The following is an 11,715-nucleotide window of genomic DNA, read 5'->3' as shown; positions in this document are numbered from 1 at the left end:
TCCTCGCGGTGCCCGCGCTGGGCGCGGTCGCGGCCGCCGCCGTACCCGGTGACCGGGCCGGCCGGCTGGTGGGCACGGCCGCCGCCGCGCTGACCCTGCTCGCCACGCTGCCGCTGGCCGGCGGCGACCACGGCTGGTTCGGCTACGGTCCCCGGCCGGCCGTGCAGCCCTGGCACCGGCTCGACGCGTCCTGGGTGCCCGGCCTCGACCTGCGCTTCCACCTCGGGGTGGACGGCATCTCCTGGCCGCTGGTGGTGCTCACCGCCCTGCTCACGCTGCTCTGCTGCGGCTACACGCTCTGGCGGGTGCCCGCCGGGGGCGGCAGCGGGCGGGCCCTGGTGGCGCTGCTGCTGGTGGTCGAGGTCGGCATCCTGGGCACCTTCCTCGCCCTCGACCTGGTGCTGTTCTTCCTCTTCTTCGAGGTCGTCCTGCTGCCCATGTACGCGATCATCGCGGGCTGGGGCGGCGACGACCGGCGCCGGGCGGCCCGCAAGTTCGCCCTCTACACGCTCTTCGGCTCGGTGCTGCTGCTGGTCGGCGTCTACGTGGTGGTGGCCGCCGCGGGCACCGCCGACCTCATGACGCTGACCGGCGGCGCCGGGCTGTCCCGGGGCACCCAGCTGGCCGCGTTCACCCTGCTGGCGCTGGCCTTCGCGGTGAAGAGCCCGCTCTGGCCGCTGCACTCCTGGCTGCCTGACGCGCACACCCAGGCCCCCACCGTGGGCAGCGTGATCCTGGCCGGGGTGCTGCTCAAGATGGGCACGTACGGGCTGATCCGGGTGGCCGTCGGGGTGGCCCCGGAGGGCGCCCGCTGGGCCGCCCCGGTGCTCGGGGTGCTCGCCGTCGCGGCGATCCTGGTCGGCGGCCTGGTCTGCCTGGCCCAGGACGAGCTGAAGCGGCTGATCGCGTACTCCAGCGTGGGGCACATGGGCTTCGTGCTGCTCGGGGTCGCCACGCTCACCGCCACCGGCCTCCAGGCCGCGCTGATCGGCAACATCGCGCACGGCGTCATCACCGGGCTGCTCTTCTTCCTGGCCGGCGCGGTCAAGGACCGTACCGGCACCGGGTCGCTCGCCGAGCTGTCCGGGCTGCGGGAGACCGCGCCCCGGCTGGCCGGGCTGCTCGGCTTCGCGGCGGTCGCCTCGCTCGGGCTGCCCGGGCTGGCCGGCTTCTGGGGCGAGGCGTTCGCCGTGGTGGCCGCCGTCCGGCGGGGCGGCGGGCTGTGGACCACCCTGGCGGTGCTGGCCGCGCTGGGCGGGGCGCTGACCGCCGCGTACTTCCTCCGGTTGCTGCGCCGGGTCACCCACGGGCGGCCCAGCCCGGCGGTGGCCCCGCTCGCGCCGGGCCTGGCCGGGGCGGAGCTGGCCGCCTGGGCCCCACTGGTGCTGCTCGCCCTCGCCGTCGGCCTCGCGCCGGCGCTGGTCCTGTCGTACGCCTCCGGCCCGGTCGGCGCCCTGCTGGGAGTGGTCACCAAATGAGCGCGAGGAGTGCAGCGGAGCGGAGCCCCGCAGTCGCGAACGAAGGCGGGCACAGATGAGCCTGGTGCAGAGCGTGGACAACGTGGCGCTGCTGCCGGCCTACCTGGCCGCCGGCACGGCCGTGCTGGTGCTCCTGGTCGACCTGCTGGCGGCCCGGGCCGTCGCCACGGTGGCCGTGGCCGCCCTCGGCGCGACGGGCACCGCGCTCGGCGCGGCGCTGGTCGGCGCGGCCGGCGACCGCCGCACCTTCTGCGTCGGGGCGGACTGCTCCTGGCTGTGGACCGGGCGGGCCGCGCTGGTCGCGGTGGTCATCGCGCTGCTCACCCTCGGCGTGCTGGCGCTCTCCGGCCCGCTGCTGCGCGCTGGCCGGGTCCCGGTCGGGGAATACTGCTTCCTGCTGGCCTGCGCGATGGCCGGCGGCGTGGTGCTCGGCGCGGCCGGCGACCTGATCACCCTGGTCGTGGCGCTGGAGACGCTCACCCTGCCGCTCTACGTGCTGGTCGGGCTGCGCCGGGGCAGCCTGGCCGGTGCCGAGGCGGCGGTGACCTTCTTCGTGGTCAGCGTGGTGGCCACCACGGTCACCCTGCTCGGCGCGGCGCTGCTCTACGCGGTGACCGGCAGCGTGCACCTCGACCGGCTCGGTGCGGCCTTCGGCGCCGACGGGGAGCGCCTGCTCGACCTTCCGCTCAGCACGGTCGCCGTGGCGCTGGTGGTGGCCGGGCTGGCCTTCAAGGTCGCCGCGGTGCCGTTCCACGCCTGGGCGCCGGCCACCTACGACGGCGCGCCGCTGCCGGTGGCGGCATACCTGTCGACGGCCTCGAAGCTGGGTGGCGTGGTGGCCCTGCTCGCCGTGGTGCAGCGGGCGCTGCCGGCCACCGTGACCGGTCCGGTGCTGGCCCTGCTGGCGGTGCTCACCATGACCGTCGGCAACCTGGTGGCGCTGCGCCAGCAGCGGACGGTCCGGCTGCTCGCCTGGTCGTCGGTGGCCCAGGCCGGCTACATCCTCGCCCCGCTGGGCGCGCTCGCGCTGGCCGGCGGGCGCACCGCCGACGCCCGCGCCGGGGCGTACGCCGCGGCCGTCGCGTACACCGTCTTCTTCGTGCTGCTGGAGCTGGCGGCGTTCGCCGCGGTGGTGGCGCTGCGGCCGGCGGACGGTGACGGCGGCGCCCTGGCCGACCTGCGCGGCGCGGCGCGTCGGCATCCGTGGGTGGGTGGCGCGTTCGCGCTGGCCCTGATCGGGTTGGCCGGACTGCCGCCCGGCCTGGCCGGACTGTTCGCGAAGGTGACCGTGGTCCGCGCGCTGCTGGCCGGGCACGCCGGCTGGCTGGCCCTGGTGGTGGCGCTGAACGCGGTGCTCGGCCTCGCCTACTACCTGCGCCTGGCCGCCACCCTCTACGCGGCGCCCGGCGCGGTCGCGGTCCGCCCGGCCCGGATCGTGGTGGTCGCGCTCGGGATCGCCACCGCGCTGGCCGTGGTGCTCGGTTTCGCCCCGCAGCTGGTGCTCGACGTGGCGGCCCGCTGACCGGTTCGTGCCCCGCTGGGCAGCTGGCACAGCCCGCGCACAGGAATCCCCAGCCAACTTTCAGCCATGAGCAGGATGGTTGGCGGGTACCGGTGTTGTTGAACCGGTCAGCGGGCCCCACGCGCGCCCGCGCACCGAAGGAGCGATCGTGCATCACAACCGTCTCAAGACCGCAGCGCTGCTCGGCCTGTTGACCTCGCTGATCCTCGCGGTCGGCTACTGGTTCGGCGGTAGCGGCGGTCTCGTCATCGCCGCCGTCGTCTCGTTGCTGATGAACGGCGTGACCTACTTCTACTCCGACAAGCTCGCGCTGCGCTCGATGCGGGCGCAACCGGTCAGCGAGGCACAGTTCCCCGAGCTGTACCGGATGGTCCGGGAGCTCTCCACCCAGGCGCGCAAGCCGATGCCCCGGCTCTACGTGAGCCCGACGGCGCAGCCCAACGCCTTCGCCACCGGGCGTAACCCGGAGCACGCGGCGGTCTGCGTCACCCAGGGGATCGTCGAGATCCTCGACTACCGGGAGCTGCGGGGCGTGATCGGGCACGAGCTGTCCCACGTCTACAACCGGGACATCCTGATCTCCAGCGTGGCGGCCGGCCTGGCCGGCATCATCACCGCGCTCGCGAACATCGCCTGGTTCATCCCGCTGGGCTCCTCCGACGACGAGGACGGCCCGAACCCCGCGGTGCTGCTGCTCACCCTGATCCTCGGCCCGATCGCGGCCACCCTGATCCAGCTGGCGATCAGCCGGAGCCGGGAGTTCCAGGCCGACCAGTCCGGCGCCGAGCTGAGCCGGGACCCGCTGGCCCTGGCCAGCGCCCTCCGCAAGATCCACGCGGGTACGCAGGCCCGCCCGCTGGCGCCGCAGGGCCAGCTCACCAGCACCGCGCACCTGATGATCGACAACCCGTTCAAGCGGGGCGGCGGCATCGCCGCGATGTTCGCCACCCACCCGCCGATGGAGCAGCGGGTGGCCCGGCTGGAGCAGCTGGCCCGCAGCTCCGGTCCGGTGCAGTTCCAGCGCTGACCCGCACCGACCACCTCCGCCCGCGTCCGTCCGGACGCGGGCGGAGTGGTGTGTCCGGGCACAAACCGTTTCCCCCGGATACACCACGGAGTTAGGGTCGAAACGTCTCCCACCCGTTACACCCCTGGAGGTCGACCGTGGCCGCACTGCGCCAGTACCTGGGCGTCTGGCGGATCCCCGGCGCCCCGATGCTGCTGATCCTCGGCGTCATCGGCCGGCTCGGGATCGGCATGACGCCGCTGGCGCTGCTGCTGGTCGTCGCGGAGGTCACCGACCGGTACGCGCTCGCCGCCGTCGCCGGCGGCATCTACGCGCTCTCCGGCGCCGCGCTCAGCCCGGTCGCCGGGCGCGTCGCCGACCGGGTCGGCCCCACCCCGGTGCTGCTGGCCACCGCCGTGGCCCACCCGCTCGCGCTCTTCGGGCTGCTCGGGGCGAGCCGGTCCGGCGCCGACAACCTCCCCCTGATCTACCTGGCCGCGGGTGTCGCCGGCGCCACCTACCCGCCGCTGACCGCCGCCATCCGGGGCGCCTGGAACGACCTCACCGCCCACGCCACCGGCCGGTCCCACCTGCGCAACACCGCGCTCGCCGCGGAGACCTCCCTCTTCGAGGTCGTCTTCGTGCTCGGCCCGCTGCTGGTGGCCGGCTTCGTCCTGGTCGCCGACGCCGCCGCCGCGCTGGTCGGCGCCGCCGTGGTCACCCTGGTCGGCACCACCGCCGTCGCGCTCGGCCGGGTCATGCGCGGCTGGCAGCCGCATTCCCGCGAGCACCACGCCAAGGGCCTCGGCCCGCTGCGACTCGGCGGCTTCCCGGCCCTGCTGCTCTGCGTCGCCAGCCTGGGCATCGCCTTCGGCGCCGCCGGCGTGATCGTCCCGGCCTTCGCCGGGAACGCCACCGCCGACGACCCGGAGAGCCTCGCCGGCGTACTGCTGGCCGTCTGGGGCGTCGGCAGCGCCTTCGGCGGCTTCTGGTTCGGGGTACGCCGGCCGGCCGCCAACATGAGCCGCCAGTTCGCCTGGCTGCTCGGCGCGGTCGCGGCCAGCTTCGCCGTCTTCGCGGTGATGCCCGGCCCGGCGGCGCTCGGCATCGCGCTGGTGCTCGGCGGGGCCACCATCGCGCCCGCGCTGACCCTGGAGAACACCCTCGTCGGCCGGATCACCCCGGCCGGCATGCTGAACGAGGCGTACACCTGGGTGGTCACCATGTCGGTGGCGGCGAGCGCCGCCGGGGGAGCGGTGGCCGGGCTGATCGTCGACCACGCCGGCGGCGTGCCCTGGGCGTTCCTCTTCGCCGGGGCGGCGGTCGCCGTCGGGGCCGCGGTCGCCGCGCCGCCCGCCGGCCCGATCGCCCGCGCCGAGGCCGCCGCGGTACGCGCCGAGCAGTCGCTCGTCGCCTGATCAGACTCCCGTGGGCGGGGTAAGCCCAGGTATGTTCCTCTTCTTCTCGAACCGGATCGGCTGTCTCGGCTCGATCCTGGTCAGCGCGGTGCTGACCGTGATCCTGCTGCTGATCTTCTCGCGCTGACCGGGGTCGGCGGGCCTCAGAGACCGAGCCCGCCGACCACCGTCAACTCCTGGCTGGTGAACTCGCCGGTGAGCATCGGCATGGCCCGGCCGATGGCCGCCCGGGTCTCGGGGAGTCGCAGGGAGGCATCGTGGTGCTCCTTGCTCCGCCACACCTCGGTGACCCAGATCGTGACGTCGTCCTGGTCAGATACGCCGACCACGTACAGCTCGCAGCCAGCCTCGCGGAGCCCCTCGACGCCGCTCAACAGGATGGCCACGACATCGTCCCGGCAGCCGGGCCTGGTCCTCATCGACCCGAGATAGCCGTAGGGCATCCGTCCGCTCCCCGCTCCCGGTGTGTCACGCCGCCGCCCGCGCTGATCCGGGCGGCGGCCCTGACCAGTGTCCTAGCGGTAGTTGGTGAACTGGAGGGCGAGGCCGAAGTCCTCGCCCTTGAGCAGCGCGATGACTGCCTGGAGGTCGTCCTTCTTCTTGCCGGTGACCCGGAGCTGGTCGCCCTGGATCTGCGCCTGCACGCCCTTCGGGCCCTCGTCGCGGACCTTCTTGCTGATCGCCTTGGCCTTGTCCGAGTCGATGCCCTGGATGACCTTGGCGTCGATCTTGAAGACCTTGCCCGACGCGCGGGCCTCGCCGGCGTCCAGCGACTTCAAGGAGATGTTCCGCTTGACCAGCTTCTCCTTGAAGACGTCCAGCGCGGCCCGGACCCGCTCCTCGGTCTCCGCCTGGAGGCTGATCGCCTCCTCGCCCGACCAGGAGATCTCGGCGCCGGTGCCGCGGAAGTCGAACCGCGTCGCGAGCTCCTTCTCCGCCTGGCGGAGGGCGTTGTCGACCTCCTGCCGGTCGACCTTGCTCACGATGTCGAACGACGGGTTCGCTGCCATGCTCATGCTCCTGCTGTCCGGCGGTCTGTCCTGATCCGTCCCCCACTGACCAGCGGTGAGACCCCCTGACGGTACCCGGTTGCGGCGGACCCGGGGGCAACCGCTATCCTTGCTTCCGCCGCCGCGTCGCGACGTGGTGGTGTGCCCTGGCGGGTTGCCCGAGCGGCCAATGGGAGCGGACTGTAAATCCGTCGCGAAAGCTACAGAGGTTCGAATCCTCTACCCGCCACCAGGTGCAAAAAGAGGCCCCTGACCAGCACGAATGCCGGTCAGGGGCCTCTTTCGCGAGTCCCGCTCAGTCCCGCTCCAACCCGCTCGATCCCACTGGCTGTGTCACATACGTGTCACCGAGATCATCGGGGATCGGGTCGTCATCAGGCCGCGCCGCCGGTCGCCGAGGCGGTGGATCCGTTGCTAGCCGGTGGCAAGCCCAGGGCCGCCTCTACCCGGCGGCGAGCGGCTTCCTCCTGGCCGTAGACACACTTCGCGTAGACCCGCATGAGGACGTGGACGCTGTGCCCGGCCCACTCGGCGACCTGGGTAGCCGGCACCCCGGCATTGAGCCAGAGCGACACGGCGGCGTGCCGCAGGTCGTAAGGACGCCGGGCCAGCGGTGAGCGCTGCTGAGCCGGGGTGAGCACCTTTGCCCGCGCGTCGCGCCACGCCTTCCCGTAGGTGTTGTTCGGGATGGGCTGACCAGCGGTGGGCACGTACCGTCCGCCGGGGCCGCGCCGAGTCACGAACAGCTTGCCGTTCGATCCCGGCGGGTACTCCCTGATGTGGTGATCGAGCAGCCGCACGAGCGGCGGCGCAACGGGTACGTCCCGGGTCGCTGCCTTTGCCCGGTGCTTGAGCCCTCGGTCCTCGGCGGTGTCGTCACCGTCGCCCCAGTCCCGACCCACGGCCACCGTCGAGCCGGTCAGGTGCAGCACACCCCACCCCCCGCGCTGGGCGGGCCGCTCGTACTCGTCTTCGCGCAGGTGAAGCACCTCTTCGGGCCGCAGCGCGGCGTAGTACATGCATCCGAAGAACGCTTCCAGCTCGGGCACAGCGCGGCCCACCTCGGCGAGCAACGCCCGCGCCTGATCGGGGTTGACTACCGCTCCCCGGTCGACCTCATCGGCCATCTTCGGCGCGGTCCAGCTCACCAGGGACATCGGGTGCGCGTCGAGTAGCCGCAGCTCCACGGCGTACTTGAGGGCGCCGGAAAAGACGGCCCGCTTGCGGGCGATCGTGCTTGGCGACGCTGGCGCGCCGTCCATCCGCAGGGCAAGCGTGTCGAGCGCCTTCCGCACCAAGGCGGCGTCGGCGAGCGCCGTCAGATCAACGGTGTTGGCCTTGAGCCAGCGCACGGTGGCGGCCAGGTGGGCGGGCGGCTCCCCAGCGTCGCGGCGAGCCTTATTGAACACCCATCCGTAGAGCGCGGCCCGCATTGCCTTGTCGCTGGGGACGCCGCGGTCGGTCGCCAGCAGCGCCGGGGTGACGGTGGCCAGCGTCTCGGCAATGCCCTTGCGGTGCTTCGCCGACGCGCGAGGCCACTTCATGTCGACGTAGGCCGCAGCGTGCTCGTACCACGAACGGGCGTTGAGAGCGCGCGCCATCGGCTCGGGCAGGCCACTGGCCTCATCGAACGCGACGCCTTCCCGCTGAGACACCACCAGCTTTGAGCGGAAGCTCTCGGCCAGGGCGCGAGTGGCGAATGTGTCCCGGAACGGGCGACCGGCAACCTTCCAGCGCACCCCATATGAGTAGCCCTTGGTGAGCTGGCGTTTCTGGATGCTGTAGACGCGTACGTCGTAGGTGCTCATGCTGCCTCTTCGTGGTCGTTGAGCCAGGTGTCTAGGTCGCGGCGGCGGACGTAGAGGCTGCCGTTGGGGTACTTGATGGTTCGGGGTGCGCGGCCGGTGGCCTTCCAGCGGAAGAAGGTGGAGCGGGGTACGCGGAGTTCGTCCAGGACTTCGGCGAGGGTGAGCAGGTTCCCGGTGGGGGTGCGGCGGGTGGTGGTCATGGGCGGGTGTCCTCCCTCGGGGTGGCGTGGAGGTAGATGCGCTGAAACATCGGGGATCGGCGGTCGGGGTAGGGGCGGCTGACCTGCTGGATGTGCAGCACTTGGGCGATGGCGGCGAGTGCTGCGGCTGTTTCAGCGGGTGTGCCGTGCAGCCTGATTCGCACGGTGAGCGCCTTTCGGTCGGTGCGGGTCGCGTGTGGAGGGTCGGGGTGGCGGTGCGGCAGAACGGCGTAGGGCGGCCCGCTGAGAGCCACGGAGACGCAAGATCCGGGCAGGGTTGGTGTAAGGCATAGGGCCGGGGCGTCTGTGTGGCTCTCAGCGGGCCGTTTCAGGGGTGCCGGCCACGCCCGCCGTGGGTCGGTTGCGGGCGGGCGGGGTCGGGAGGCGGTGACACGGTGACAGTCGGGGGCCTGTCTGGCTGTTTGTGCTGGTCAGGCGGGATATTGTGCTGTCACCGGTGGGTGGTGACAGGTGGTGACAGCGGTGACAACTAGAGGGGGGATGTCACCGCTGTCACCGCCCTGTCACCGGGGGGTGGTGACAGCGGTTCAGGTGTTCTGAGCTGCGGAAACGCTGCTGTCGGAGCTGGTTGTCACCGTGTCACCGCTGTCACCGCCCCCGGCCGTGAGTTGCGCGGCGCGGGGGTGGACTTCGTAGCCGCCGGTCTCGGTGGTGCGGATCCAGCCGTGGGCGGTTAGGACGTCCACGACGGCGGTCACGTCGGCGGCGCGGGGTAGTTGCCGGTGGCAGCGGCGGTGCAGCTCGCGGCGGGTAAGGTGGTCATGCCCTTGGCGGTGACGATGGCCAGGACGCGGCGGGCGGTTTCGGTGGTGGCGTCGGCGGTGATCGCGGCGACGGCGGCCCGGTAGTGGGCGGCGAAGAACTCCGCCAGGCGCACGGCGTCGGCCATCCGGTGGGCGTCGATGGGGCGTCGCCAGGCGTCGGCGGGGTGGTGAGCGACGTGCAGCAGCCCGGCCAACCGGAGGGTCGCGCCGGAGAGCTTGTTTCCCCACTCCCGCATGTCGTGCAGGCTCCCGCCGGGGCGTAGCTCGGCTTCTACCTGTTCGGCGGCGGCCCGGCGCACCTGCCCGGCATCCTCGGTGAGCACGACCACGGCGGGATCGGTCCATTCGGCGAAGGTGGCGGCCAGGTCGTGAACGCGGTGCCGGTACCCGTCGGTCACCGGCTCCGGCACCGGGGGCGTGTCCACCGGCCGGTATCCGGCCATGGACGCTGGGAGGGCGAACAGGAACCGGGCGGGGAGTCCTCGCCCGGCTAGTCCGGCGTTGCCGCCGAACTGGCGCAGCACCACCGGTTGCGCCATCACGCACACCGTCAGCGCGGGCTTGTCGATCGACGCGCCCTCGCGGGTCTGCCGTTCGTTGCTCATCGGCTGTCCCGCGTGGCCTTTCAGGTAGGGGTCGAGGTTCGGGGCACCGGAGTAGCGACCGGCGAGGGTGTCGAAGATCCCGCCCTCATCCGAGATGATCGCCATGCGGCCGCCGTTCGCGGCCATCAACCCGATGAGCGCTTCCGGGGTGGCGTCGTCCACGATCAGCCGGGGCAGGCCGGGAACGGTGATCGCCTCGGCGGCGATCGCGGCGGCCACCGCCTCGGCGGCAGCGTCGTCGCGCTTGGCCGGATCGATAGCCTTCGCGGCCTGGGCTTTGGCCTGTTCGGCTTGCCGGTCGGCGATGTCGCGCAGCGCGGCGGCCTCGGCGATGCGGGGCCGCATGGCGTCAGCGAGGGTCGACTGAGCGGCGAACAGCGGCGCGGTCATGGTCCGATGCACTGGGCTCTTGCGCTCGCCGGGACCGGCGATGACGGCGGCGAAGATGTTCACCGGCTCTCGCCACCCGGCTACCGGCTCCACCTCCAGCCGCCCGCCCGCGCACGCGGAGAGGACGGCGACGGCGAGGGTGCCGGCCATGGCCGGATCGGTGGCGGTGAACCGGGCAACGCCGGTCACCATGTCACCGAGCCAGGCCGGGAACACGTCGACCGGGAACGGCGGTGTCGCGGTGTTCGCGCCGGTCAGGGGCACTGGAACATCCCACAACGCGGCGCCCGCGGCTTCCTGCCCGGCGGGTTGCGGGTCGTCGGTCACGAGGTGGAGGCGGGCGGTGCTCATGCGGCCACCTTTCGGGGTCGGCGGGAGCCAGCGGCTAGCCCGGATCGGATGGTGCGTGCGGTCTCGACGCGGCCCAGCCCGGCACGGCCGGCGGCCTGCTCCAGCACGCTCTGGGCGTCCTCGGCGGTGAGCGCGCCACCGGCGGCGAGTTGGCCGAGGGCCACGGCGGCGATGTAGAGGCAGCGGTTGCGCTCCCCGGACGGCGCGCCGGTGACCCGTTCGGCCTCCCGGTCGATCGCGGCCCGCACGTACGCGCCGGATCGATCGGCGGGCAGGTCGACCACCACCGGGCGTTGCGGCGGCAGCGGCGCGGGTGCCAGCAGCGCGGCGAGCCAGCCGGGCAGCGGAGCGGGGTCGGTGTCCAGGTCGACCACGTACGGGTGACCGGCCACCGTGGAGCCAGCAGCGACGACGTAGCCGCCGTGGGCGCGGGTGTCGACCATCGGGCCGAGAGTCCCTGCGGTGTTGCGCAGCTCCGGCCCGGTGTCGGGGTGCCGGTAGTAGAGGTGGGTGCCGCCCCGGCCGGTGGTCACGGTGTACGTCGGGTCGATCGTGGCGGCGTGCGCGGCGGCCAGCTCGGCGAGCGTTCGCAGCCCGTGCGGGCATCCCTCGTAGCCGGGCGGCATGGTCTGTCCGGGCTTGCGCACATCGAGGTCGACCACCACGAGACCGGATGGGCCGCAGGCCAGGCCGATGCCGTAGGGGCGGGCGGTCCAGGCTCGGCGGATGCGGTCGGGGTTGGTGGTGGCGCGGGCCTCCCACCCGAGGTGACCGGCCCGGCAGCGCGGGTCACGCCCGGTGCAGTCGTCGGCCGCATGGTCGGGGAACGCGGGCCGCTTGTCGTCGGGCCGTAGCGGGAAGACGTGCCAGCCGCGTGCGGCGTGAGCCAGGGCGGCGGTGAGCAGGTCAGACATGAGGCGTCTCCTAGGCGGGTCGGCGGTGAGCGCGGGCGGCGTCAAGGTCGATCAGCGCGCCGCCCTGCTCCGGGGCGCGGCCGGGCCGCTTGACGGCGGCGACGGTCAGGCGCAGGTAGAGCCGGTGCCGGCCCGCGTCGGCCCCGGTCAGCGCCCGGCGGGTGCCGCGCTGGGTGAGGTGACCGGCGGCGGCCAGGGCGGCGGTGAGGGCGTCCAGCTCGGCCGGCG

Annotated in this window: 10 protein-coding genes, 1 tRNA gene and 1 pseudogene; 5 read left to right on the top strand and 7 right to left on the bottom strand. The window is 73.2% G+C overall.

Features of this window, described 5'->3' with window-relative positions; genetic code table 11:
- The 4 genes from B0E53_RS26640 to B0E53_RS26625 form a co-directional block, all read left to right on the top strand.
- Positions 1-1,478 (top strand): NADH-quinone oxidoreductase subunit M (locus B0E53_RS26640; protein ID WP_107078544.1); only part of this gene is annotated, 1,478 nt, incomplete at its 5' end.
- 55 nt (positions 1,479-1,533) lie between these two features.
- Positions 1,534-3,000, top strand: a complete 1,467-nt coding sequence (locus B0E53_RS26635) for a proton-conducting transporter membrane subunit (RefSeq protein ID WP_107078543.1) — start codon at positions 1,534-1,536, stop codon at positions 2,998-3,000.
- A gap of 148 nt (positions 3,001-3,148) precedes the next feature.
- The gene (gene htpX / locus B0E53_RS26630; RefSeq protein ID WP_107078542.1) at positions 3,149-4,027 is read left to right on the top strand and encodes a zinc metalloprotease HtpX; all 879 of its coding nucleotides are present in this window, start codon (positions 3,149-3,151) and stop codon (positions 4,025-4,027) included.
- 137 nt (positions 4,028-4,164) lie between these two features.
- Positions 4,165-5,424 carry an MFS transporter gene (locus B0E53_RS26625; RefSeq protein ID WP_107078541.1) on the top strand — a complete coding sequence of 420 codons (1,260 nt, stop codon included), beginning with the start codon at positions 4,165-4,167 and terminating at the stop codon, positions 5,422-5,424.
- A 143-nt stretch (positions 5,425-5,567) separates the two neighbouring features.
- On the opposite strand, the gene B0E53_RS26620 is transcribed toward B0E53_RS26625, so the two are convergent.
- Together B0E53_RS26620 and B0E53_RS26615 are read right to left on the bottom strand one after the other, a co-directional pair.
- Entirely contained in the window at positions 5,568-5,843 is a 276-nt protein-coding gene (locus B0E53_RS26620) for an antibiotic biosynthesis monooxygenase (RefSeq protein ID WP_246835605.1), read from the bottom strand.
- A 96-nt stretch (positions 5,844-5,939) separates the two neighbouring features.
- Complete coding sequence (locus B0E53_RS26615; RefSeq protein ID WP_168215412.1) at positions 5,940-6,434, bottom strand: YajQ family cyclic di-GMP-binding protein; 495 nt, start codon at positions 6,432-6,434, stop codon at positions 5,940-5,942.
- 148 nt (positions 6,435-6,582) lie between these two features.
- Here B0E53_RS26615 and B0E53_RS26610 point away from each other — a divergent pair.
- Positions 6,583-6,666: transfer RNA gene (locus B0E53_RS26610), tRNA-Tyr, on the top strand.
- A 63-nt stretch (positions 6,667-6,729) separates the two neighbouring features.
- Here B0E53_RS26610 and B0E53_RS26605 read toward each other — a convergent pair.
- The 5 genes and pseudogenes from B0E53_RS26605 to B0E53_RS26580 form a co-directional block, all read right to left on the bottom strand.
- A pseudogene (locus B0E53_RS26605) lies at positions 6,730-8,242 on the bottom strand (integrase).
- Positions 8,239-8,442, bottom strand: a complete 204-nt coding sequence (locus tag B0E53_RS26600; RefSeq protein ID WP_107078537.1) for a helix-turn-helix domain-containing protein — start codon at positions 8,440-8,442, stop codon at positions 8,239-8,241. The pseudogene B0E53_RS26605 and the gene B0E53_RS26600 overlap by 4 nt, the downstream one beginning before the upstream one ends.
- 715 nt (positions 8,443-9,157) lie before the next feature.
- Positions 9,158-10,573 (bottom strand): YfjI family protein, encoded by a 1,416-nt coding sequence (locus tag B0E53_RS26590; RefSeq protein WP_348639677.1) that lies wholly within the window; start codon positions 10,571-10,573, stop codon positions 9,158-9,160.
- Positions 10,570-11,487 (bottom strand): bifunctional DNA primase/polymerase, encoded by a 918-nt coding sequence (locus B0E53_RS26585; protein ID WP_107078535.1) that lies wholly within the window; start codon positions 11,485-11,487, stop codon positions 10,570-10,572. Before B0E53_RS26585 ends, B0E53_RS26590 begins: the two co-directional genes overlap by 4 nt.
- 10 nt (positions 11,488-11,497) lie before the next feature.
- Positions 11,498-11,715 (bottom strand): hypothetical protein (locus B0E53_RS26580; RefSeq protein ID WP_107078534.1); only part of this gene is annotated, 218 nt, incomplete at its 5' end.

Source organism: Micromonospora sp. MH33, from assembly GCF_003013775.1.
Lineage (GTDB): Bacteria > Actinomycetota > Actinomycetes > Mycobacteriales > Micromonosporaceae > Micromonospora > Micromonospora fulviviridis.
Note: the sequence above shows the minus strand (reverse complement) of the source record. Positions and strands in the feature narration are given on the sequence as shown.

Excerpts from the sequence above, each read along its gene's own strand:
- B0E53_RS26585 (WP_107078535.1), bottom strand. The coding sequence starts at position 11,487 with ATGTCTGACCTGCTCACCGCCGCCCTGGCTCACGCCGCACGCGGCTGG.
- B0E53_RS26615 (WP_168215412.1), bottom strand. The coding sequence starts at position 6,434 with ATGGCAGCGAACCCGTCGTTCGACATCGTGAGCAAGGTCGACCGGCAG.
- B0E53_RS26620 (WP_246835605.1), bottom strand. The coding sequence starts at position 5,843 with ATGAGGACCAGGCCCGGCTGCCGGGACGATGTCGTGGCCATCCTGTTG.
- B0E53_RS26590 (WP_348639677.1), bottom strand. The coding sequence starts at position 10,573 with ATGAGCACCGCCCGCCTCCACCTCGTGACCGACGACCCGCAACCCGCC.
- B0E53_RS26600 (WP_107078537.1), bottom strand. The coding sequence starts at position 8,442 with ATGACCACCACCCGCCGCACCCCCACCGGGAACCTGCTCACCCTCGCC.
- B0E53_RS26635 (WP_107078543.1), top strand. The coding sequence starts at position 1,534 with ATGAGCCTGGTGCAGAGCGTGGACAACGTGGCGCTGCTGCCGGCCTAC.